Source organism: Sporomusa sp. KB1 (assembly GCF_007830295.1).
GTDB lineage: Bacteria > Bacillota > Negativicutes > Sporomusales > Sporomusaceae > Sporomusa.
This window is the reverse complement of sequence record NZ_VLKC01000002.1, coordinates 3,283,257-3,306,924: the sequence shown is the minus strand read 5'-3', so window position 1 is coordinate 3,306,924 and position 23,668 is coordinate 3,283,257. Positions and strand designations below refer to the sequence as shown.

The window sequence follows — 23,668 nt, the reverse complement described above, 5'->3', positions numbered from 1 at the left end:
TTATCTCACTAATTTCTTTACAAAATTCGGCAGAGCAAAACAGCTCTTTTGCAGTTCCCGATTATAATAACGGGTATCAAGGTTTTCTGGAATGCGGCCAATATCACTACTAATCGGATCATACTTTTTAGAACCAATGGTAAAACAATGCAGCCCGCCCGGATACAAAGGAATATTTGCCAAATATAAACGGGTTATCGGAAACATTGACGTAATGTCTGTAGTAAGCTGCTGGATAAGCTGCTGATGATAAAAAGGCGATTCTGTCTGCTGTACAAACAGACCGTCAGGTTTTAATGCTTTGTGCACATTCGTATAAAATTCGTGAGTAAACAAGCCTTTTCCAGGACCAATCGGATCAGAACAATCTACAATAATGACATCATATTTATTCTCTACTTCCTGCATATGTTTGATGCCATCACCAATTTTAAGCTGTAGCTTAGGATTGTTCTCGTTTAAGGCTGAACTGATTTCCGGTAAATATTTTTTACTAACCTCTACCACCAGGCCGTCAATCTCCACCATCTCAGCCACTTCAACCGACTGGTGCTTGACTACCTCGCGTATTGTACCGCCATCTCCACCGCCAATTACCAAAACCGTTTTGGGATCAGGATGAACAAATAAGGGAACATGCGCAATCATTTCATGATAAATGAACTCGTCAAATATCGAGGTCTGAAAAACACCATCAAGTACCAACATCCGCCCAAACTCGTATGCCTCAACTACTGCAACCTCTTGAAATTCCGACTTCCCGGAGTATAATGTTTCCTTGATTCGGGCAGCGAGACCTAGATTCTTAGTTTGGTACTCTGTATACCATAGCTCCATTTGTATAATCCCCCCTACTTATCTTAGCTTCTACAGCTTGTCTAACTTATATCATTTATATAAAAGAAAATTATACCACAAAAATTACCATAGTAAAAGCTTCCTTCACAAAAAACAATAAGAGCTCTTTTTTAAAAGAAACCACGGCTTGCGCCAAGCCTTTGTTGAAAGCGGAACAACAAAAAACCATCAGAATACTATCTGACGGCTTTTTGTTGGGTAAGTATACTATTCTTCGTCTGGACGCTTTCCATATTTATACTTGTACTTAGGTAGGGTTTTTACCGGCATCTCGCATATGTCTTCACACGGATCCTCGATGTCTTCAACACACTCATCTTCGTATTCTTCTTCACATTCATCCTCAAAGTCCATGTCACAACATGGTACAAGACCAGTAGCACCACTAAAGCTATGACAATGCCCCTCATCTTCGCTAGTCATGCCTGCAAAGTAATGAACATGATTGCCGTCCGGCATTTCAATCTCTGGTCCTGTCATAACATCCTCTGTATGCCAGTGACCGCCTTCCCCTTCTTCACATATAAATGAAGTTCGGCCATGTATCCGGTGCATATGGCATCTTCCTTTTTCTTTTGCCGGACCGCTCACTCCCAAAATAATATGCTGATGTCCATCCGCCACATCAACTTCTGTTAGATAGGTATGAACATGTGGCATCATCTCATATTCATCATGATGGTGATGATGATGCTTGGGTTTGCGATCTTCTTCGCTAATAGGCATAGTCTCCTCGCACCTCCAAAATGTTTTCACATCATATCTTATGCCACAATAGCCCTCTTTGCCACCTATCTTATCTGCTGACCAAGCGGCTGCTAAGTCTCATTTTATATTATTTTTGATATTTAACTATTTTCTTCGTTACTTCTGGCTATCTTAACCGTTTATATGAGTAAAGGAGTTGATGACTATGTTCAAATTCGTCAAATTTTTAAGTTTAGCACTGCTGCTGATGGTAGCTGCACTACCTGCCGCTCTGGCCTCTGAGACAAACCCTAATGCTACCGAAGTACAGGTAAGCGGTAATTACCAAGAGGAAATCACCCCCGATATTGCTTATATTAATCTAGGTACAGTAACCGAAGCAGAAACCGTTGCTGCCGCACAAGCCAAAAACGCGGCAGTCTCTACAAGCATCCGTCAACAGCTAGAAAGTCTGGGAATTAAAGATGAATACATAAAGACAGCGCATTATGCGGTAACGCCAATTTATACTAATGATGACAATGGCCGTCGCACCCCGAGTATTAAGGGTTATCAGATTACTAACAGCATCCTGGTAACCACTCTGCCAGATAAAGCCGGTGATATTATCGATAGTGCCCTCAATGCCGGTGCTAACCAAGTCAATAGCATTCGGTTTGGCAAAAAGGATGAAGACGGGGTTAGAAATGCCGCTCTCGCCCAAGCTGTCCGCGATGCCATAAGCAAAGCCGACGCCATCGCTGCCGCTATCAACAAACGGGTAGTCCGGGTTAAAACTATCAATGAAAATGGCGTGAATTTTCATTCGCCTGAGGCAGCAACCCGCCTATATAGCAAAGGCATAGCCGATACTCTGGCGGCAACACCCATCTCTGCCGGACTGATTCAATTATCAGCCAATGTGCAAATCATCGTTGAATTAGAATAAAATGCAAAAAGGGCTGTGGTTAACTTATCACTAAGTTTTTCCACAGCCCCTTTTTTATCTATCGCCAGGAAATCAACCTTTTTTCCAGCCAATTCAGTGAGTAATTAAAAGCGATTCCCAACAGGGACAACGCTAGCACCCCGACCATAAGCTTGGTAGTCAGCATGAGATCGCCATAGTGCAAAATCATGGCTCCAATCCCTTCTTTGGCTGCAATCATTTCGGCGGCTACTAATAGTAACAGCGATGTTCCTGCCGCCAGTTTGAGCCCGGCAAAAATAACCGGCAGGGCTCCAGGCAAAATAACTTTGCGGATAATGCTAAGCCTGCTGGCTCTAAAAGCAACAGCAGCTTTAATTAATAGGGGATCTACATTTTTTACGCCAGAATAGGTATTAATAATGACTGGAAAAAAAACACCTAAACTTATGATAGTAACCTTAGAAAGTTCTCCAATTCCCAGCCATAAAATAATCAGCGGTAGCAGTGCAATCTTCGGAATAGGGTATAGCGCATGGACAAGCGGATTACCAACTGCCTCCGCCAAACGAAAGAAACCGGTGGCAAGTCCTAGCAATATACCGGCAGCACTGCCAATAACAAATCCCCAGCCAATCCGGTACAGACTGGCTGTAGCATTAGTTAGGAGCTCCCCGCTGGCAAGCATATCCCAGCTGGTAACCACTATCGCACTCGGGGACGGTAAATACAACTCTGGAACCGAACTTACACGACACACTGCTTCCCATAACACGATAAGGCCGATCAGGGACAGCGTACTTACCCAGCCTGGCAGCTTAGTATCAATAAATGCCAAGCGATTAACAACCTCCCGGCGGTACATGGCATTCACTCAGCTTCTCCCTCCCTTAAGGCATCTTCGGCATCTTTACGTATAAGCTGCCATATCTGGCTGGCATAATTTTTAAACTGGGCTGCACATTCGCCAGTATCCCGCCCCTCGCGGGGTAAATCAATGCGAATGATGTCAATAATTCTTCCTGGCCGCCGGGATAGTACGACCACCCGGTCGGCCAGAAAAACAGCTTCTTCAATATTATGAGTAACATACAACGTACTCAGGCGGGTAGCTGTCCAAAGCTTCAACAGTTCTTCCTGCATCAGCGTTCGAGTCTGCGCATCAAGCGCCGAGAAAGGTTCATCCATTAACAGTAAGTCAGGCTGAATGGCCAGCGCCCGGGCTATCCCCACCCGCTGGCGCATGCCGCCTGATAATTGGCGTGGCAGAGAATTTTCAAAACCCTGCAGTCCTGCCAGTTCAATATAACTTTGAACCCGATCCGCAATTTGTCTTTGGGTGAGCCTTGTTTCTTCCAGACCAAAAGCAATATTCTGAACAACGCTGCGCCAGGGAAACAGCCCTATTTCCTGAAAAACCATACCCACTACCGGATCACGGTCAGTTTCCAGTCCTTCTACATAGATAGTGCCTGAAGTCGGGCTTAACAGCCCCCCCACCATATTAAGGAGCGTCGACTTGCCACAGCCGCTGGGTCCAACCAATACAACAAATTCCTCGCTATGAATGGTAAGGTTAATGTCTGATAACGCCGTTACTTTCTCTCCGTCCGGCCCCGGATAGCATTTCCCAACCTGCTCAATAACAACCTTCATGCCAGTCTCCCCCGCTTACTCTAATACCCTTATTTTACTTCTTTCAATGCTTCCTCGAATAAAGCAGTATCTGTTACCAGACTGGCGTTAATCGGTTTTTCCAGCATCTTATGACTGGCATACCAATCAATCTGGGTCTGAATATCATTAGTCAGCAATTTCCCATCTCGATCCATATATGGCAACCCTGTTTTGACATCATTGACTGAAACGCCGGTATATTTTGCAATAATACCGACAGTCTCATCATAGTTGGTTCCAGGTACAATCTTGCCGTCCTTTTGAGTCAACACAGCATCATAGTAGTATCTGCTGGCCTTAATATATCCTTTGAGAAAACGGACAGCATTGGCCTTATCTTTCATTAACTCAGGTGAAAAAAAGATACCTGATGTCTGATAATCAATCACATCGCCAACCTGACTAACAAGCTTGCCATAACCAGCAGCTACTACCGTACTGATATTAGGCTCATTTAAAATAACAGCATCCACCTGGTTGCTTTGTAGTGCCGCCATAAGTGCGCCCATTTTACCAAGCGGTACAATCTCTACTTCAGTTAACGACAAACCTTTGGCCTCCAACAAACGGCCAATCATATAATGATAGGTTGACCCTGTCTGGGTTATGCCAATACGTTTCCCCTTCATTTGCTCAATTTTTTGTATACCTTGTCCCCACAAATCACTTGTTACGAGTAGTGCTGATGAGGAATACCCCTTTTGCTCCCGCCCTTTATCAGCCACAATGGACAGTTTCTGCCCGCCAGCTACCATATTGTAGAGGCTGGCGGTAATACCGGTAGCTCCAATGTCTACCTTACCGGAGGCAGTTGCTACGGCAATCGGATGAGCGGCTTCAAACCATTGGACATCAAGATCAAGACCTTCCTCTTTAAAAAAACCTTTTTCTATGCCAATAAACACCGGTGCTGAACTGGTCAGTTTGAGCAGTCCAATACTGAGCTTTTTCGTTTCCGTCGGCGCATTTTGTTTAGCAGCTTCCGGCGTTTTGCCACATGCGGCCAGCAATAAGGATAGCATTAGAATACTAGTAATCACCCACAAATACTTCCGGTTCATTGTAGTCCCCCTTGTCCTTCGTTAAATAATTAGGTCCAAGTTATTAACCAATAATAGCCCGGACTTTAATTGGAATACTTTTGTACTTTTCTTCACTAAAAGGTAAAATTCCTTCCTTAGCCCTGTTGCTTACCTTAAGAAGTGTATAAAAAATACCGGCAGAACCTGCCGGTATTTTTGCCGTAGCGAGTGTTATTTCTTTTTCAATAACGTTGCTTAATGTTTAAAATGCCTCATACCTGTGAATACCATAGCAATACCCTGTTCATCTGCCGCTTTAATCGAATCTTCATCATGAACTGAGCCGCCTGGTTGAATAATAGCTGTAATACCGGCTTCGATAGCTGCCTTAACAGTGTCAGCAAACGGGAAGAAGGCATCTGAGGCCAATACTGCCCCTTTAGTCTGTTCCCCGGCTTGCGCTAGCGCAATACCGGCTGCACCTACGCGATTCATTTGCCCTGCGCCAACACCAAGTGTCTTGTTATCATTGGCAATTACAATGGCATTGGATTTGACATGTTTAACAACCTTCCAGGCAAATAATAGTTGTTCCCACTCTGAAGCTGTCGGCTGACGCTTGGTAATTACTTTCATAGCAGCTTGCGGTGCGGTGGTCATATCAGCTTGCTGCAAGAGCACACCTCCAGCCACCGACTTTACATCCAACCGTGTGCTGTCCGGCTCTGGGAGAGCCGCCGCCAGCAGGCGAACATTTTTCTTTTGCGTTAAAATGTCAAGTGCCTCCGGACTAAATGCCGGTGCAATAACAGCTTCAGCAAAAAGTTCACTGATAAGCTGCGCTGTTTCTTTATCTACTTCCCGATTGAGGGCAATAATACCGCCAAAAGCAGAAAGCGGGTCGGCCTGGTACGCTTTATTATAGGCTGCGGCCAACGAAGCACCAATGCCTGTACCGCAGGGATTGGTATGCTTAATAATGGCAGCGGCCGGCTCTGCAAACTCGGCAACCAACGCATACGCAGCTTCTACATCAACAATATTATTAAACGACAATTCCTTGCCGCTGAGCTGCTTGGCATTGGCAACGCCAGGCCCGTTATAATATTGTTCACGATAAAAGGCTGCAGCCTGGTGCGGGTTTTCTCCATAGCGCAGATCCTGAGCCTTTTCATAAACCATGTGCATCGTCTCCGGGAAAAGCCCCTGATCCAGCTGTCCGCTGAGATACCGCGAAATATAAGCATCATAAGCAGCAGTATGACTGTAGGCTTCCTGCGCCAGCGCCATGCGGTTTTTAAATTCAACTTCACCGTCAGCTGTCAGTTGGGCGATAATTTCCCCATAACGCTCCGGATTAACAACAACAGTAACATACTGGAAATTTTTGGCCGCCGCCCGGATCATAGCCGGACCACCAATATCAATGTTCTCCACTGCATCCTTTAACGTCACATCTGGTTTAGCAACTGTTTGCCGAAACGGATATAGATTAACTGCCACCAAATCAATGCCGGTGATGTTGTGCTCAGTCATTGCCGCCTGATGAGCAGGATTGTCCCTGATAGCAAGTATGCCGCCATGAATATAAGGGTTAAGCGTTTTTACCCTGCCATCCATTATTTCCGGAAAACCAGTAATTTCACTGACATAGGTTACAGGTATACCAGCCTCTTTGATGACTTTCATGGTGCCGCCAGTCGAAACCAGCTCCACGCCAAAACTGTGTAATGCTTTAGCAAACTCAACAATACCGGTTTTATCTGACACGCTTAACAGCGCCCGTTTAATTTTCATCTCTCTCCCTCGCTTATCACTTATTCAGTCTCACGTTATCCTTACACGCCGCCCCTCTACCTTCAGACGTCCTTCACAATATAAGGCCAGGGCCCGGGGATAAAGAATATGCTCAGCGTGTAAAATACGATCTGACAGTGTCTCTGCTGTGTCATCTTCTAAAACAGGCACAGCCTCCTGCAGTATAATGGGGCCGGTATCCATACCCTCATCCACAAAATGAACCGTACACCCCGAAACCTTCGCACCGTAGTCCACAGCCTGCTGCTGGGCATTCTCACCCGGAAAAGCCGGCAGCAGTGCCGGGTGAATATTCATGATTTTTCCGGCAAAACGGTCAATGAAATAGGCGGTCAAAATGCGCATAAAGCCAGCCAGAACAACCAACTCTACATGACGGATATTCAATTCTTCGGCAACCGCAGCCTCAAATTCGTGGCGACTCACAAACTGCCGCCTGTCAATACAAAGTGCCGGAATATCAGCGGCAGCCATGCGCTTTAAGACATTGGCTTCCGGGTTATCACTAATAACTGCACCAATCTTGGCATTAAGGCGGCCGGCCTCAATGGCATCTACAATAGCCTGTAGATTACTGCCCCGTCCTGACGCCAGTACACCGATTACCGTTTTGTTCATGAAGCAGTCCCCCTACTTAAGTTCAACCAGATGCTTTTGGGCTGTTACTTTGCCAATTATATAGGACTTCTCGCCCCTGGATGCAATGTCGGCCTGAATGGTTGCTGCATCTTCGGCGGCAACGAGGAGAATCATACCAATACCCATGTTAAAGGTCCGGTACATCTCAGCGTCAGCTACCCCGCCCCATTCCTTTAAGAGCCCAAAAATAGGTGGCTTAGGCCAGGCAGCTGTATCCACTGTCACGCCACAGTCTGCTGGTAATACCCGGGGGATATTATCATAGAATCCGCCACCAGTGATGTGAACCATACCATGAAGATCAAATTTATCAATTAGCGGCAAACAGGTTTTAGGATACAGGCGGGTAGGCTCTAACAGTTCATCTCCCAGGGTGCGGCCTAATTCCGGGATATAAGTATCAACACTAAACTGCTTTACATCAAAGCAGATCTTACGCACCAGCGAATAGCCGTTAGAGTGAACACCACTTGACGGCAACCCTATTAACACATCGCCTGGCTTAATTTTTTCCCCGGTTATAATTTTATCCCGGTCTACAACGCCTACAGCAAACCCAGCCATGTCATACTCGCCGTCAGGATAAAAACCAGCCATTTCAGCCGTCTCGCCGCCAATAAGCGCACAACCGGATTCGCGGCAAGCCATAGCCACGCCGCTGACAATCGCGGCGACCTTTTCGGGTTCCAGTTTGCCAACAGCCAAATAATCCAGGAAAAATAGTGGCTCCGCGCCTTGCACCAAGATATCATTGACACACATCGCTACACCATCTTGTCCAATCGTGTCATGCTTGTCGGCCATAAAGGCAACTTTCAGTTTGGTCCCTACGCCGTCTGTCCCGCTTACCAGTACCGGCTGGCGATATTTACCAGAGTTTAATGCAAACAGACCGCCAAAACCGCCGATATCACCAAGTACTTCCGGGCGATATGTGGCCCGAACATGGTGTTTCATCAATTCAACTGCTTTATTGCCAGCATCAATGTCCACACCGGCATCACGATAGGTAAGCTTAGGATTCGTCTTTTCCTTATCGGCCATTCTTCGACCTCCTGCTGTATTTATTTATTTTTGGCTTCAAACAAGAATTTATTGTTGGCGCAATCCCTTTCACAAGGAATTTCTGCCGGATAATCGCAGTTAAAGCACGCATTACATAACGTTTGTTGCGGAATATTACCAATAGAGGCATACAAGCCTTCCAGGGACAGATAATGCAGCGAATCAGCACCGATATACTCTCTGATCTCCTCTACCTGTTTGGACGCGGCGATAAGCTCTTTCCGGGCTGATGTATCAATTCCATAGTAACAGGGATAACCAATCGGCGGCGAGCTTATACACATATGGACAGCCGTAGCACCGGCTTCTTTCAGCATGCGGACAATTTTGCCGCTGGTCGTGCCCCGTACAATAGAGTCATCCACCATAACAACAGATTTACCCTTCACAACTGATGTAACAGCGTTGAGTTTTATCCGTACACCCATATCCCGTTTTTTCTGTTCCGGCTGGATAAAGGTACGGCCAATATACCGGTTTTTCATGAGTCCTTCGGCAAAAGGTATCCCTGATTCCTGGCTATAGCCAAGCGCCGCCGTAGTCCCGGAGTCTGGCACTGAAATAACAAGATCAGCCTTAAAGCCGCTCTCTCTTGCCAGTGTACGTCCCATACTAAGCCTGGCTTGGTACACACTCTGACCGTCAATGACACTGTCAGGACGGGCAAAGTAGATATATTCAAACACACAAGCAGCACGCCGGTCAGTCTCAGCAAACCGCCTGGTTTCAACCCCCTGATCGTCAATACTTATTATTTCACCTGGTTCAATATCACGTACAAATTCAGCACCAACAGTATCTAGTGCGCAGGACTCAGATGCCAGTACCCAGCCGTCACCCAGCCGTCCCAGACAAAGCGGCCGGAAGCCATGTGGATCACGGACACCGATAAGCTTGTTTTCTGTCATGATAACCAGACTGTAGGCCCCCTGGACATCAGTCAAACTGTCGATCACCCTTTCCTCCACCGTCTGCTTGGTAGAACGGGCAATTAAGTTAACAATAACTTCACTGTCGATAGAGGTTTGAAACACATGTCCTTTTTTCTCCAGTTCTATTCTCATTTCATGAGCATTGGTCAGATTGCCGTTATGAGCCAGACTAATCTGCCCTCCGGAATAGCTGACCAATAATGGTTGTGTATTACGCAAGAGACTTGACCCGGTTGTTGAATACCGGACATGACCGATAGCAATATGAGCCGGCATATCAGGCAGAGCATGGCGAAACACCTCATTGACCAGCCCCATACCCCGCTGCACATCCATAGCACTACCGTCGGTAACAGCAATACCGGCGCTTTCCTGGCCCCGGTGCTGCAATGCATACAAGCCCCAATACGTATTTAATGCCACATTCTCCTGACGGGCAAAAATGCCAAATATCCCGCACTCTTCCCGCCATTTGTCGCTTTGTATATCGTAAAGCACTTAGTTTCTCCTTCCTGTCAGTCGGTATAATACCTCTTGATAGGCTTCCTCAACATTACCTAAATCGCGGCGGAAACGGTCTTTGTCAAGCTTTTGGTTAGTCTCGCTATCCCAGAAGCGGCAAGTATCAGGTGAAATTTCGTCTCCTAAGATTACTTCCCCTTTGTGCACGCCAAATTCAAGCTTGAAGTCAATTAATTCTATTTTTTTCTCTTTCAGAAAAGCAGATAACACTTCATTTATTTGCAGCGCATATTTTTCTATGATTTCAACTTGCTCCGGGGTAGCTAGCCCAAGTGCCTTGATATGATAATGATTAATCAACGGGTCGCCCAGTGCATCATCTTTGTAGTAGAGCTCAACAATCGTACTGGGCATTTTGCGGCCTTCCTCCCAGCCAATGCGTTTTGCCAGGCTGCCGGCAGCAATGTTGCGGACGACAACTTCTACCGGCAGGATAGCAAGTTTCTTAACCAGCATTTCCCGGTCACTAAGCATTTTGATAAAATGATGCGGAATACCCTTTTCGCTTAACAGATTGAAGAAAAAGGTCGAAATTTTATTGTTGAAGACGCCCTTGTTCCCAATCGTGCCTTTCTTTTCACCATTAAAGGCAGTGGCATCGTCTTTAAAATATACTAATAGTTCATCAGGATTCTCAGTTGCAAATACTTGTTTAGCTTTTCCTTCATACATAGGTTGTTTAGTCATGGGGTTAGCCTCCTCGTAAATTTAAATTAGTAAGCAAGTTTGCCACGCTTTTTCCTTGCCATGGCAAGTACTTTCATTTTGGGGATTTTTAAAAGCGACTACTTAGGTGCAGCCAGCTTTTGCGCCAGCCGCGCATCTTTTCGCTCAACTTCTTCGGCCATAGTCTGCCGGTGTGCTATTAACTTAGCGGCAAGTTCAGTATTATGCACCGCCAATATCTGCGCGGCAAATAAGGCTGCATTTTTTGCCCCGTTAATAGCCATAGTAGCTACCGGAATACCTGCCGGCATTTGAACAATGCTAAGCAGTGCATCCATACCGGCAAGTGGCGTAGCATTTACCGGTATCCCAATAACCGGCAGCGTAGTAAAGCTGGCGATCACTCCCGGAAGGTGAGCGGCGGCGCCGGCAGCAGCGATGATAACCTGCACCCCGCGTTCGCTGGCACCGGCTACAAATCGGTGCACCTTATCTGGCGTGCGATGAGCTGATGCTACCAATACTTCTGTTTCAATACCAAATTCGGCTAGTTGGCTGGCAGCCGGCTCAAGTACCGGCCAATCCGAATCACTGCCCATAATAATTGCTACTTTCATATCCTCATCCTTTCACTCTATAATGCACCCATGGATTAATTTACCAATGAATGTTTTGTTATAAAACCCAGATATTTTAAAAAATATCTGGGTTTAGCTTCCCCGCTATTCAGCCAGGAATACAAACCGGAAGACAACGAGAGCCGCTAATATGTAGACAATCCAATGCACTTCGCGACCTCTGCCGGTAACGAGTTTTAACAACGGATACATCACAAGACCAGCAGAAATACCATTGGCGATGCTATAGGTAAATGGCATCAGGACAATGGTTAAAAAGGCTGGCAGGCTTTCTGTGAAATCGTTAAAATCAATCTGGCGGACTGACTCGAGCATCAATGCGCCAACAATAATAAGCGCCGGCGCAGTTGCGGCAGTGGGAATAAGGCCTGCAAGCGGCGCAAAAAACAACGATAACAAAAAGAGTATGCCGCATACGATTGCTGTCAAGCCTGTACGTCCGCCTGCACCAACACCAGCAGCACTTTCCACATAAGAAGTGATAGTACTAGTGCCAAGCAAAGCACCAAGACTTACACCGGTGGCGTCTACCAGCATGGCTTTGCCGATACCGGGGAATTTGCCTTTTTTGTCCATAAGGCCTGCTTTGGACGCAGTACCAACAAGTGTGCCCATAGTATCAAACAGTTCAACAAAAGTAAATGTAAAGATAATCGCCATTAGGCCCATGTTTAGAGCGCCCTGAATATCCAGCGCCCAAAAAGCATTATGGCTAAAATCAGGCATAGCGATTGGGCTAAAGCCAGCAGGGATAGTAACAATCCCCATCATAATACCTACAATAGTAGTCGTAAAAATACCAATTAAGATCGAGCCCTTTATTTGGCGTGCCATGAGTACACCAATAACTACCAGGCCAAATACGGAAAGCAATATTTCGGGATGAGTAAATTGTCCCATTTCAATAATAGTTTCAAAACTAAGCGGTGTACCATTGCCTTTTGCGGCGACAATTTTCTCCAACGTAGGTGGAATCAGAGATAACCGGATACTCATGATACCGGAAAGCTTCAGACCAATAATGGTAATAAATAAGCCAATACCTACCGTAATTGCATGTTTTAGCACTGTAGGCATACCCTCAACCAATAATTGACGAACTTGAGTCACTGTAAGCAAAATAAAAATAAGACCAGAAATAAATACCGCACCCAAGGCCACCTGCCAGGTAATCCCCATACCGATAACAACGGTAAACGCATAAAAAGCATTAAGCCCCATGCCAGGAGCCAAAGCAATCGGATAGTTAACAAACAGTCCCATCATGATTGACACCACGCCAGCACCAATGGCAGTAGCCAGTAATACGGCGTTCTTGTCCATTCCCGCTGAACCCAGAATACTAGGATTAACAAACAAAATGTACGCCATGGTCATAAAGGTCGTAATCCCTGCGACCACCTCAGTTCTCACATTTGTTTTGCGGGAACTAAGCTCAAACAGTTTTTCAAACATTCTCTCTTCCCCCCTTAAAAGATAAGACTTGGCTTGTGCCAAGTCCTTCAGGACGCCGGCAGAAGCCTTAGTTGTCTATCCAGGGAAAGTTATACTTTCCATCTGGATTAGATAACCTTCTTACAGTGTCACCGCTAGCACCATAGCGTATTCCAACAACACCAAAAAACCCTAACAGGGAAATTTCGCATGAACATCATAGAGCGAAACTTCCCCGCCAGGGTTTTTATCCCATCGGTGTAGTGCTATCCAGTAACACCTGTGCCACTTGGTCACAGCCACACCACGTTGTGTTATGCGGAACCCTAGGCACACTTTCACCCGTAGTCGGGCGATTTACGGTCGCCTGGTAGAAACTTTTGAGCCATATCCTCAAATATATACGAGCATTATGTATTTATTTGTATTGTACCAGTAGTGGGTAAAAGCTGTCAATGAAAAAATCGAACTTTAATTACTTAATTAGAAATATTGTTCGGAATAGTGCCAGTTATTTTAACAGCGACATTTTAATTTTTACAACAGCTTTTTTGACAGAAGCAGCCTTATTCAGTATACAGTTGGGGCGGTGTACATCCCAGGGAAAGAATATGGCATACATACCCTCTGTCATTGCCAAATCAGTCTCTTGTTGCACTGTTTTATAAAATATCACATCGTTAGCCGCCAGTTCATCAGCTAAAACTTCGTTATTTGCAGCCAATAAGCTATAAGCAACCATTTCCTGGCCTGAAATAATATATTGAATGTCGAGATAATCAGCATGAGCTTCTGCTCTGCGAGCTTCCCGCGGCTGGGTTTCATATTCATTAATAGCTACATAGATATCTTTACCTTCAATTTCATACTTACCTGTAGGCAATGCCGCCAAATCATTTTTTACAAGATACTCAAGCCCTTTAACAAGAATTTTATGAAGGTGTGGTACATCTGCTGCTACTGTTGAAATATGTCCAAAAATCATAAGTACTCCTCCGATATTTAATTAAGAATTCGCTTGGCACCGAAGTAACGCGGCTTCCAGTACGTTTCGTCCAGCCGGCTAATCATTACACCCCGGCTGGAGGAAGCATGAATGAATTTACCACTGCCATAATAAATGCCTACATGCGAAGCTCCCGCGGCATAGGTTGTAAAAAATACCAAATCACCTGGTTTAAGCTTGCTGCGCTCAACCTTTTTTCCCTGCATATACTGAACATCGGCTGAACGCGGCAGTTTTTTGCCATTCTTATCATATACGAATTTAACAAAGCCTGAGCAATCAAACCCTTTGGGAGATTCACCGCCAAACCGGTATGGCGTTTTAAGATACTTTTCCGCTGTTTTAATAATATTATCCGTCTTTACCGCTGTTGGCTTGGCCGAAGCAGCAAATACCGAAGTATTCACCACAACAAGCATAAGAACCACTAGGCATACGGCCAAAGGCTTTAGGGACAGCCGCATAAAATTTCACCCCTGATTCAATTATTTTTAGCTTGCCATTATTCTTCGGCAAAATTCGAATAATTCCTTTATTTTCTTGGTTAAAATTCCCTTATAAAGCTATTTGGGCACGTGCAGCGACCCGTTTTACGGCCTGGTTAGCCTGTTGCCGCACCTCTGTCTCATCAATAGTGGTAAGCTGCCGATTTTCCATGACTACTTGTCCATTTACAATGGTTGTCAGCACCTGACTGCTTTGTACCTGATAAACCAGTTGGGTGTAAATAGTAACCCCTGCTGTTGGGGTTGTCCGCAAGTCATTCAGGCTGACAATGGCTATGTCAGCCTTTTTCCCCGGTTCAATACTGCCAATTTGATCACTGAGTCCCATCGCCTTAGCCCCGCCCAGGGTGGCCAACTCAAATACCTTGTTCGCCGGCATGGCGGTCGGACCATAGAAGGGCTTTTGGATTAACGCCGCAAGCCGCATTTCCATAAAACCATCAAGATTATTATTACATGGAGCCCCATCGGCGGCGATAGCCACGGCGGCACCCTTATCGATAAGTTCGGGGATTTTAGCAATGCCTGAGCCGAGCTTGAGATTGGAGGAAGGACAATGAACAATGTTTGTCTGACTATTCGCCAGTACTGACATTTCCTCATTTGTTAGATGAATACAGTGAGCTAAAATAAGGCTGGGACCTGTTAAACCCAGTTTATCAAGATAAAGAATATTGCGCATCCCGGAAAGCTTTTGCACATATTCAACCTCACTCCGATTCTCTGAAGCATGAGTGTGAATGGCAACTTTATACTTATTGGCTAATTCTACCGTCTTAGTTAATAGTTCTGCCGTACAGGAGACGGCAAATCGCGGGGTAAACGCATAACTAATCCGCCCCTCGCCCGCGCCCTGCCATTTTTGCAGAAGCTCGATACTTTCCTCCAGGGCATTTATCGTGGTATCTTGCAGCGCAGCCGGAACGTCTGTCCCAAAATCCATCATGCATTTGCCGGAGATGGCCCGAATGCCGCTGTCATAGATGGCTTGAAAATTACTTTCGGTATGATTGACTGTCGCCATATCCACAATAGCGGTCGTACCGCCTTTGAATAATTCACCAATGCCAAGTAAAGCTGAATAATAGATGGATTGTGCATCATGGGCTGCTTCTAACGGCCAAATCTTTTGTTTTAGCCAGTCTAATAATTCCAGATCGTCCGCCTGGCCGCGAAACAGTGTCTGACACAAGTGAATATGTGGTTGAACAAGACCAGGAATCACCACTTGCCCGGCAGCATCAATTACTTTATCAGCAGCCGAGGTGAGCCCCGCACCGATTGCTTTTATTCTACAGCCTTCCACATACACATCGCCCTGAATAATTTCTCTGCCGGCATTCATGGTTACAATTGTGCCATTTTTTATCAGCAGTGACATCGTCTCCACCCCTTTGCTAATTTCCCCAGCGTTTGAATAATGTATGTTCTATAGCAAAGATATCTAATATCTTGCCGGCCATGAAAGCCACTATATCGTCCACTGTGACTGGCTTATGATAAAATCCCGGAGCCGCTGGCATAACTACCACCCCAGAGCGCGCCAGCCTGAGCATATTCTCCAAATGAATAGGTGTCACCGGCGTCTCCCGGGGCACTACCACAAGCTTTCTTCCTTCTTTGAGAGTCACGTCAGCGGCCCTTGTCAGCAAGTCCCGCCCGCTGGCACCAGCCAAAGCTCCTAATGTATGCATAGAGCAAGGCACAACCACCATGCCGTTCATCTTAAAGGAGCCACTGGCCAGCGGCGCAAACAGATCTGCGTTATCATACACAGTAGCATATTTTTGGATGACTTCTATATTGTGGCCGCATTCATATTCTAGTACCTTGCGGCCCATATCGGTATAAACGGCGTGGACTTCGATACCCAAATCATACAAAGCTTTAATTACAGTATAGCCGTATATGGCGCCGCTTGCACCGGTAACACCCACAGCTATGCGCATAAGCATTCCTCCAAATCACACTGCAAATTTTACGATTAGATATTCATCATAATAAGCAAACCCCAGGGCTTGATAGGCTCTCACCGCCGGACTATTGTCTTTTCGTACCATTAACGTGGGAATTTTGCCTGCAGCATGAATCTGCCCGCACAATTCAGCAACCAGAGCCTTACAATACCCCTTACCCCGGCTATGCTCACTGGTATAGACACCACCAATCTGATTAATCCGGCCAGTAGCTACCTGAATGATCGCCTGAGCCACAGGCATTTTGTTTATAAGCAAAAAAAGCAAAGTTTCTTCCGGACCCCGATCTTCAATAAGTTTGACTGCCAATTCCTGGTTAAAGCGGCGTTTAAAGCCCTGCCTGTAGGCCTCAACAATAAAGGTAAGGGCCATCTCCCTGTCTACTGCTTCCACAGCAGCTATTTGATGTACACAATCGAGGGAATATGGCCTTATTTCATGGTTTACCAAATAATAACTATTCTCACAGTCACGCACTTTTTTATAGGGAGCCAGCGCCAAACATAAAGGCTCCACTAGCCTTTTCATACCAACCAATACTTCAAATCTACGTTGGCGCATGATTTCGATAAAACTGCCAATAGCCTTAGCAGCCTCAAAATGCGGCACTACATTTCCCAAGTTAAAGAAGGCGAGTATGCCTTCTAATCTGCCAGCAGAAAAGTATCCATAATAATCACCAGCGCGGCGGCTCATTCTGTCATTATCAATCCCACATCTGGCAAGATTGCCACTGAGTAAAGCGGTTTCCATATAGTTGCGTTCCAAATAGGCTTTGACCTCAGGATTGTCGTCACCTGTTAATAACCGAATCATAATTATCGCCTTCCACCAAAACTACAACTAAACTTACTTACAAATACTACTATAAAGGCAAATAGTAATCTTTTCAAGTTTGTCATTATTTTCGTAAAGAAAAGCCAAGCCCTCTTTCTAAGGACTTGGCTTTCCAGCATTACCCCACGTGTTCGCGCAGCACACGTTTTAATATTTTGCCTGTCTGGTTTTTGGGCAAAGCATCCACCACATGGAAATCACGCGGAATTTTATAAGCGGCAATATTGGCATGAAGATACTCTCTAACTGCCTTCTTATCAAAATGCTGACCTTCAGCCAGCACGATATAAGCACGCGCTACCTGGCCGCGCAGCTCGTCAGCAACACCAATAACACTGGCCTCAATGATACCTGGGTATGCATAAAGCAACTCCTCAATCTCTCGCGGATAAATATTTTCCCCATTGGAAATAATCAAATCCTTCAAGCGATCGACAACAAAGAAATAGCCTTCCGAATCTTGATAAGCTAAATCGCCCGTATAAAGCCAGCCATCTTTAAGCGTGTTAGCCGTTTCAGCCGGTAGGTTAAAATAACCCTTCATGACAATTGGCCCCCGCACGACAAGCTCACCAACCATCCCTGGCGGCAAAGTCTGCCCATTGGGATCAGCCACCCTTACCTCTAAGCCAGGGAGAGCTTTGCCAATCGAACAGTATTTTGGCTTCGACACTGGATTAAGTGCAACTACCGGCGAAGCTTCTGAAAGACCATAGCCTTCAATAATTTTTTGCCCAAATTTTTCTGAAAACTGCTGCGCTACTTTTTCAGGCAAAGACGCTCCACCGGAGATAAAGTACCTAACACCGGAAAAGTCTTGGTACTGCCCAACACGAACAAAAAGGTTATACATCGGAGGCACTCCGAAGACAACTGTTACTTTATCGTCTTTAATCGCCGCAATGGTCTCTTTGGGTGCAAAGGCTTCCAATATTGTAATTGACGCCCCGCAAAGCAGCGAGACAAGCACAGCGCACGTCCAGGAAAAGCAGTGATACATTGGAAGCACACATAATACATTATCTGTAGCAGCCACCGGCAGCACTTCCCGGAAAGCCACTGCATCACTAACAAGATTTTTGTGGGTTAACACAGCCCCTTTGGGAATACCAGTTGTACCTGAAGTATATATAATAACACAAGGCTGATTTTCGTCAAAACCGGCTGCTAACGCCGGAGCCGTCGAAAATTCCTCCTGTTCTACTACTAATTTGATGTCAGCAATAACAAGCTGGGTAACTTCCTGCTTATAGCCCTGTTGGCTAAGCTCAGAATCAATGGCTAAGCGCTCCCTGGTAATGAGATGACTCATCTTAGCGTCTTTAATAATAAAAGTAGTTTCTCTGACAGTTAATTGAAAATTAATGGGGACAACGATAGCTCCCAGACTGGCAATAGCCATATAGCAATATACAAACTCAACCGAATTGTGGGAAAACAACCCTACATTTTCACCTGTCCGAATGCCTGATGAATAAAAATAATTGCGGTATTTCCTTACTTGCTCTTGCAGTTCACCATAAGACACCTTATCTTTACCCGCAAAAGCCGGGCTGTCTACTGTTCCATTAAGAATAAGATCATGAACAAACAATAACTGCACCCCTTCCGTTCGTAGTGCTGAAAAACAGCTATAACTGTATAATTATAGCTCAACTAGACAAATCTGTCTATCTATAGTATGGCCTACTAGTCAATTCTTTAACAACAGTAAGCAGTAAAAGAGATTGCTATACTTTTGCCGCCAAGACGTAAGAAAAAATTTTTCTTACGTCTTGGCAGCTGATAGCATAGCAATCCCGTTTATAGCATACAGCTTATTTAGATACTGATCTTCGCGCCCAGTAGATCAACAAAAGCTTTTAACCATGCAGGATGATTGGGCCAGGCTTGGGCTGTGACCAAATTACCACTGATAACAACCGGCTCGTTTTTCCATTCAGCACCAGCCAATTGGCACTCAGCGGCACATGCCGGATAGGAAGTTACTGTTTTACCAGCCAATACTTTCGCCGGAGCCAGTAACTGGGTACCGTGACAAATGGCGGCTACTGGTTTGCCAGCAGCAAAGAAATCCTGTACTAGTTTGAGAGCCTCATCATACATCCTAATATATTCAGGAGCACGACCGCCAGGAACTACCAACCCGACATAATCTTCAGCCTTAGCGTCTTTGGCTGCAACATCAACCGGAATCCGGTGACCAGTCAATTCAACATAGGTATCCAGACCGATAAAGTCATGTACAACCAGCTGAACCATATCGCCGGCACTCTTATTAGGCACGGCTACATCAACTTGATAGCCAAGCATCATCAGCGCTTGTTGGGGAACCTTAACCTCATAGTCTTCCGCACAGTCACCAGTCAGTAAAAGAATTTTCTTCGGCATTATATGTAACCTCCTTAACATATAGTAGGTTACACATTCTATATTAGTAATACTTTTCCTGCACCCTTACACTTCTTTTTTGCTTCACTTAAGCTATGTTGTTTTTTACATAGTCATAACCGCGTTTAATAGCTGGTTGGTTGACCTCAATGATCTGAGGCTTAGACGCAAACTTTTTGGCTAACGCAGTAAACAGCACTTCCATTTCAACGGCATCGGTCGCGGCAATAAGCGCGCCCAGTGCCACCATATTGGCCATTTTCAAATTGCCCATCTCAATCGCTATATCATTTACCGGCACACGATAAACCTTGATATCCTGCCTGTTAACGGCTCTGTCAATTAATGAGCTATTGACAATCAAAACTCCGTTTGCCCGAACGGCAGCTTCAAACTTGTCAAGTGATGGTAAATTAAGAATAACAGCGGCTGTCGGTTCTTCTACCATTGGAGAACCCGGTAACCCTTCAGTAATAATAACTGAGCAGTTGGCTGTCCCGCCACGCATCTCGGGACCATAGGAAGGAATCCAGGATACATGTTTTTCTTCCAGCATACCTGCATAGGTTACTATCTGACCCATAAGCATAACACCCTGACCACCAAAACCGGACATGATAATCTCGTGTCTCATTTTGCCACCTCCGCCGCATCTTTGTAAACACCAAGCGGGTAGTGCGGCACCATGTTTTCTTCCAGCCATGTAACGGCTTCAAGCGGCGTTTTTCCCCAGTTTGTTGGGCAAATTGACAGTACTTCTACTAAACAAAACCCTTGTCCGCTGAGTTGAAGCTCAAATGCCTTTTTGATAGCGGCCTTTGCTTTATTCATAGCAGCAGGTGTATTGACTGCCACCCGGGCAATAAAGGCAGGGCCATCCAGAGTAGCCAGCATCTCCGATACCCGAATAGGCATTCCCGCAGTCTCCAAGTTACGTCCATAAGGAGATGTACTGGTAACTTGACCAATCAGACTAGTGGGAGCCATTTGACCGCCAGTCATACCATAAATGGCATTATTAACATAGATAGTCGTTATTTTTTCGCCCCGCGCAGCCGCATGGACAATTTCTGCACAGCCGATAGCCGCCAAATCCCCATCACCTTGATAGGTAAATACAACAGCGTCAGGATGCACCCGTTTGACACCGGTAGCTACAGCCGGTGCACGTCCATGGGAAGCTTCCAGCATGTCAACATGGAAATACTCATAAGCAAGCACTGAACATCCTACCGGCGCAACCCCAATTGTTTTTTCCTGAATATCAAGTTCATCAATTACCTCAGCTACCAACCGATGAATAATACCATGATGACAGCCAGGGCAATAGTGAGTAGGTATGTCAAATAATGCTTTCGGTCTGGAAAATAGCCCTTCCGCCATGTTATTTGCCCTCCTTACCATCTAGAATCCTGGTGACCTCCTGATAAATCTCCGTTGGGGTCATTATCATGCCACCAGTACGGCCATAGAAGTATACAGGCTTAGCATCATGAATAGCCAGACGCACATCTTCAATCATTTGTCCAGCGCTTAGCTCAAGCGTTAAAAAGGCCTTGGCCGTTTTTGCCAACCGGGAAAATGGCGGCTCCGGGAATGGCCACAGCGAGATGGGACGTAACAAACCTACCTTTTTACCATTCTCTCTGGCTTTATCGACCGCCGACTGTGCAATACGCGCTGTAATTCCGTAAGCAACAAGAATAAGCTTTGCATCCTTGGTGTAAATTTCTTCCCAACGCATTTCATTTTCCCGAATCAGAGCATATTTTTTTTGCAAACGATTATTATGCTCTTCCAGCTCCTTGGCTTTTAGGTATAACGAACTAATTATATTCGGCTTAGTACGCCCATGCATTCCAACAGCAGCCCACGGCTTTTCCACAGGCTTAGTATTGTTCTCTTTGATTTCAACCGGTTCCATCATTTGACCGATAACCCCATCGCCTAGCAGCATAACCGGATTGCGATATTGGTCAGCTAATGAAAATCCCAACATAGTGAAGTCTGCCATTTCCTGAACTGAATTCGGAGCCAGCACAATAGTATGATAATCGCCATGGCCACCACCCTTTGTAGCCTGAAAATAGTCACTTTGTGCTGGTTGAATACCACCAAGTCCCGGACCGCCACGCATAATATTTACAATAAGACAGGGTAGCTCAGCTCCGGCAATATAAGAAATACCCTCTTGCTTTAAGCTAATTCCCGGACTGGAGGAAGAAGTCATAACCCTGGCCCCTGCGCCTGCTGCACCATATACCATATTAATAGCCGCAATCTCACTCTCTGCCTGCAAAAACACGCCGCCAACCTGTGGCATACGTTTGGACATATATTCCGGTATCTCAGTTTGTGGTGTAATCGGATAGCCAAAATAATGGCGGCAACCGGCAATAACTGCAGCCTCAGCAATAGCCTCATTGCCTTTCATGAGTACTTTTTCTGACATATTCACCACTCCTATTACTATCTGATGACTAACTCGCTCTAAGACTTTCAGCTTCTACAAAGGGAAGATAAGAGCGAGTTAATCCCACGTTAAGTCTACTTATGAATCTCAATTACTATATCCGGACAGGACCGGGCACACAGACAGCAGCCAACACATTCCGAGGCGTCAGGACAGGTGGAGAAATTATAACCCTTGCCATTAAAAGTTTTAGACATTACCAGCAGCTTTTTAGGACATGCCACTGTACATAAGGCGCAGCCTTTACACCGTTCTTGGAAAAATATCGGTTTTGGCATAATCGTCACTCCTCAAATATATTTGCAGAGAAGAGGATTACTTTCGTCTTCCTTCATGATACGAGTTACAGATTCACATTTTTCTTTCTTATCATATGCCATTATCCACAAAATATCGAAGCCCTTTTGTTTTTCTTTTTAGTTTGGCTGTTTTTATATCTGTTTACCATTTCGTAACCTCTCTGCTTAAGCAGTAGGAAAAAAAGACAAAAAAGGTATAAAGAACCAGCAGGACTTTGCAGTCTCAGCAGTTCCATACCTTTTTTGAAAATTACATCTTTCTAATAACTTCTGGTTTCACATCTAAAATTGATGACATCAGTACCTTTTTCTTCTTATATCGTTTTCTGCATACACTGGTAATCAGGTGTTTCAATCTGAATAGCCACTTGCTGAATTTTAAATTTTTCCCGTATTTCATTTGTAGCTTGTGTCAAAATACTGTGTCTGTTGTCCGTATGCTCAGTTACTAAATGGCAGCTGAGCACATTATACCCACTTGTCAGACTCCACACCCGTAGTTCGTGGACATTGTTTACACCAGTAATTGATGCCAGGCAGGTATGTACCTGACTTGTGTCAATATCCGGCGGTACTCCTTCCATCAGGATATGCAACGCCTGCATGGTAACCTTCCAGGCACCTTTACTGATGATTACAGCAACTACTACACTAACCAGCGGATCAACCCAATACCAGGAATATAAATGTATAAGTATGCCGGCAGCAATGGCTCCTACTGAACTCAAGGTATCACCAATGACATGCAGGTAAGCACTGCGGATATTGATATTATCCTTCACATCCCCCTGCTTTAAAAGTGCCACTGCACTAATTACATTGGCAGCCATGCCAATAAAAGCAATCACTATCATAGAAACACTATCGACAGCTTGCGGCTGTTGAAATCTTTGGTAAGCTTCGACGATAATGAAAGCAGCAATAGCAAGCAAAGTCAAAGCATTAAACAAAGCCGCCAGGATTTCAAACCTTTGGTAGCCAAAGGTCTTATTGGATGAAGGCGGCCTAGCCGCAAAAGTAATAGCTACCAGACTCAGTGCCAGTGAACTAACATCACTCAGCATATGTCCTGAATCAGATAGAAGCGCCAAACTATTGGTAATCAACCCACCAAAGAACTCCAGAAACATGATTACGGCTGTTGCACTCAAGGCAACGCTTAACCCGCGCTTATTATTGGGGGTTATATGTTCATAATGATGTGGGTCCTGATGATGTAAACTCATTAAAAGCCCCCTGCTAAAAAAATTCAGTATTTATCTTCTTCAAAGTCATTAATAGCTGTTCACTTTCT

General features: G+C 45.2%; 25 protein-coding genes and 1 riboswitch. Of the genes, 1 reads left to right on the top strand and 24 read right to left on the bottom strand.

Translation table 11 applies throughout. The annotated features are described in order from the left end of the window. Both speE and SALPA_RS18980 read right to left on the bottom strand, forming a co-directional pair. Positions 1-837, bottom strand: a complete 837-nt coding sequence (gene speE, locus SALPA_RS18985; protein ID WP_145097543.1) for a polyamine aminopropyltransferase — start codon at positions 835-837, stop codon at positions 1-3. A 228-nt stretch (positions 838-1,065) separates the two neighbouring features. After that, positions 1,066-1,584, bottom strand: a complete 519-nt coding sequence (locus SALPA_RS18980) for a YmaF family protein (RefSeq protein WP_145097540.1) — start codon at positions 1,582-1,584, stop codon at positions 1,066-1,068. Between the two features lie 187 nt (positions 1,585-1,771). On the opposite strand from SALPA_RS18980, the gene SALPA_RS18975 reads away from it, so the two are divergent. After that, complete coding sequence (locus tag SALPA_RS18975) at positions 1,772-2,494, top strand: SIMPL domain-containing protein (RefSeq protein ID WP_186451138.1); 723 nt, start codon at positions 1,772-1,774, stop codon at positions 2,492-2,494. A gap of 58 nt (positions 2,495-2,552) precedes the next feature. Here the strand turns inward: SALPA_RS18975 and SALPA_RS18970 are convergent, their stop codons facing one another. The 22 genes from SALPA_RS18970 to SALPA_RS18865 form a co-directional block, all read right to left on the bottom strand. Beyond that, the gene (locus SALPA_RS18970; RefSeq protein ID WP_145102109.1) at positions 2,553-3,338 is read right to left on the bottom strand and encodes an ABC transporter permease; all 786 of its coding nucleotides are present in this window, start codon (positions 3,336-3,338) and stop codon (positions 2,553-2,555) included. Between the two features lie 5 nt (positions 3,339-3,343). Beyond that, positions 3,344-4,129, bottom strand: a complete 786-nt coding sequence (locus tag SALPA_RS18965) for an ABC transporter ATP-binding protein (RefSeq protein WP_145097534.1) — start codon at positions 4,127-4,129, stop codon at positions 3,344-3,346. A gap of 29 nt (positions 4,130-4,158) precedes the next feature. After that, complete coding sequence (locus SALPA_RS18960; protein ID WP_145097531.1) at positions 4,159-5,211, bottom strand: ABC transporter substrate-binding protein; 1,053 nt, start codon at positions 5,209-5,211, stop codon at positions 4,159-4,161. 216 nt (positions 5,212-5,427) lie between these two features. Then, on the bottom strand, positions 5,428-6,969 hold the full coding sequence (gene purH, locus SALPA_RS18955; RefSeq protein WP_145097528.1) for a bifunctional phosphoribosylaminoimidazolecarboxamide formyltransferase/IMP cyclohydrolase: 1,542 nt from the start codon (positions 6,967-6,969) through the stop codon (positions 5,428-5,430). Positions 6,970-6,999: 30 nt separating this feature from the next. Continuing rightward, positions 7,000-7,608 (bottom strand): phosphoribosylglycinamide formyltransferase, encoded by a 609-nt coding sequence (gene purN, locus SALPA_RS18950; protein ID WP_145097525.1) that lies wholly within the window; start codon positions 7,606-7,608, stop codon positions 7,000-7,002. Positions 7,609-7,620: 12 nt separating this feature from the next. Then, positions 7,621-8,673, bottom strand: coding sequence for a phosphoribosylformylglycinamidine cyclo-ligase (purM, locus tag SALPA_RS18945; protein ID WP_145097522.1), 1,053 nt, complete (start codon positions 8,671-8,673; stop codon positions 7,621-7,623). Between the two features lie 20 nt (positions 8,674-8,693). After that, the gene (gene purF, locus SALPA_RS18940) at positions 8,694-10,124 is read right to left on the bottom strand and encodes an amidophosphoribosyltransferase (protein WP_145097519.1); all 1,431 of its coding nucleotides are present in this window, start codon (positions 10,122-10,124) and stop codon (positions 8,694-8,696) included. Further along, a complete protein-coding gene (gene purC, locus SALPA_RS18935) occupies positions 10,125-10,835 on the bottom strand; it encodes a phosphoribosylaminoimidazolesuccinocarboxamide synthase (protein ID WP_145097515.1) in 711 nt (236 codons plus the stop codon). Positions 10,836-10,933: 98 nt separating this feature from the next. Beyond that, entirely contained in the window at positions 10,934-11,431 is a 498-nt protein-coding gene (purE, locus tag SALPA_RS18930) for a 5-(carboxyamino)imidazole ribonucleotide mutase (protein WP_145097512.1), read from the bottom strand. A 105-nt stretch (positions 11,432-11,536) separates the two neighbouring features. Further along, the gene (locus SALPA_RS18925; protein WP_145097509.1) at positions 11,537-12,907 is read right to left on the bottom strand and encodes an NCS2 family permease; all 1,371 of its coding nucleotides are present in this window, start codon (positions 12,905-12,907) and stop codon (positions 11,537-11,539) included. Between the two features lie 304 nt (positions 12,908-13,211). Beyond that, positions 13,212-13,313: riboswitch (purine riboswitch) on the bottom strand. Between the two features lie 84 nt (positions 13,314-13,397). Next, on the bottom strand, positions 13,398-13,871 hold the full coding sequence (locus SALPA_RS18920) for a YhcH/YjgK/YiaL family protein (RefSeq protein WP_145097506.1): 474 nt from the start codon (positions 13,869-13,871) through the stop codon (positions 13,398-13,400). 17 nt (positions 13,872-13,888) lie between these two features. Continuing rightward, positions 13,889-14,356, bottom strand: coding sequence for a C40 family peptidase (locus SALPA_RS18915; protein WP_145097503.1), 468 nt, complete (start codon positions 14,354-14,356; stop codon positions 13,889-13,891). Positions 14,357-14,447: 91 nt separating this feature from the next. Further along, the gene (locus SALPA_RS18910; RefSeq protein ID WP_145097500.1) at positions 14,448-15,779 is read right to left on the bottom strand and encodes a 5'-deoxyadenosine deaminase; all 1,332 of its coding nucleotides are present in this window, start codon (positions 15,777-15,779) and stop codon (positions 14,448-14,450) included. 16 nt (positions 15,780-15,795) lie between these two features. Beyond that, positions 15,796-16,347 (bottom strand): UbiX family flavin prenyltransferase, encoded by a 552-nt coding sequence (locus SALPA_RS18905; RefSeq protein ID WP_145097497.1) that lies wholly within the window; start codon positions 16,345-16,347, stop codon positions 15,796-15,798. Between the two features lie 15 nt (positions 16,348-16,362). Beyond that, positions 16,363-17,190 carry a GNAT family N-acetyltransferase gene (locus SALPA_RS18900; RefSeq protein ID WP_145097494.1) on the bottom strand — a complete coding sequence of 276 codons (828 nt, stop codon included), beginning with the start codon at positions 17,188-17,190 and terminating at the stop codon, positions 16,363-16,365. 139 nt (positions 17,191-17,329) lie between these two features. Further along, positions 17,330-18,805, bottom strand: coding sequence for a class I adenylate-forming enzyme family protein (locus SALPA_RS18895; protein WP_145097491.1), 1,476 nt, complete (start codon positions 18,803-18,805; stop codon positions 17,330-17,332). A 227-nt stretch (positions 18,806-19,032) separates the two neighbouring features. After that, complete coding sequence (locus tag SALPA_RS18890) at positions 19,033-19,602, bottom strand: DJ-1/PfpI family protein (RefSeq protein WP_145097488.1); 570 nt, start codon at positions 19,600-19,602, stop codon at positions 19,033-19,035. 88 nt (positions 19,603-19,690) lie between these two features. Next, positions 19,691-20,236 carry a 2-oxoacid:acceptor oxidoreductase family protein gene (locus tag SALPA_RS18885; RefSeq protein ID WP_145097486.1) on the bottom strand — a complete coding sequence of 182 codons (546 nt, stop codon included), beginning with the start codon at positions 20,234-20,236 and terminating at the stop codon, positions 19,691-19,693. Then, a complete protein-coding gene (locus SALPA_RS18880; protein WP_145097483.1) occupies positions 20,233-20,985 on the bottom strand; it encodes a thiamine pyrophosphate-dependent enzyme in 753 nt (250 codons plus the stop codon). The genes SALPA_RS18885 and SALPA_RS18880 overlap by 4 nt, the downstream gene beginning before the upstream one ends. Before the next feature lies 1 nt (position 20,986). Continuing rightward, positions 20,987-22,054, bottom strand: a complete 1,068-nt coding sequence (locus tag SALPA_RS18875; RefSeq protein WP_145097480.1) for a 3-methyl-2-oxobutanoate dehydrogenase subunit VorB — start codon at positions 22,052-22,054, stop codon at positions 20,987-20,989. A 95-nt stretch (positions 22,055-22,149) separates the two neighbouring features. Beyond that, positions 22,150-22,353 (bottom strand): ferredoxin family protein, encoded by a 204-nt coding sequence (locus SALPA_RS18870; protein ID WP_145097477.1) that lies wholly within the window; start codon positions 22,351-22,353, stop codon positions 22,150-22,152. 335 nt (positions 22,354-22,688) lie between these two features. Then, positions 22,689-23,600, bottom strand: a complete 912-nt coding sequence (locus SALPA_RS18865) for a cation diffusion facilitator family transporter (protein ID WP_145097474.1) — start codon at positions 23,598-23,600, stop codon at positions 22,689-22,691. Between the last annotated feature and the right edge of the window lie 68 nt (positions 23,601-23,668).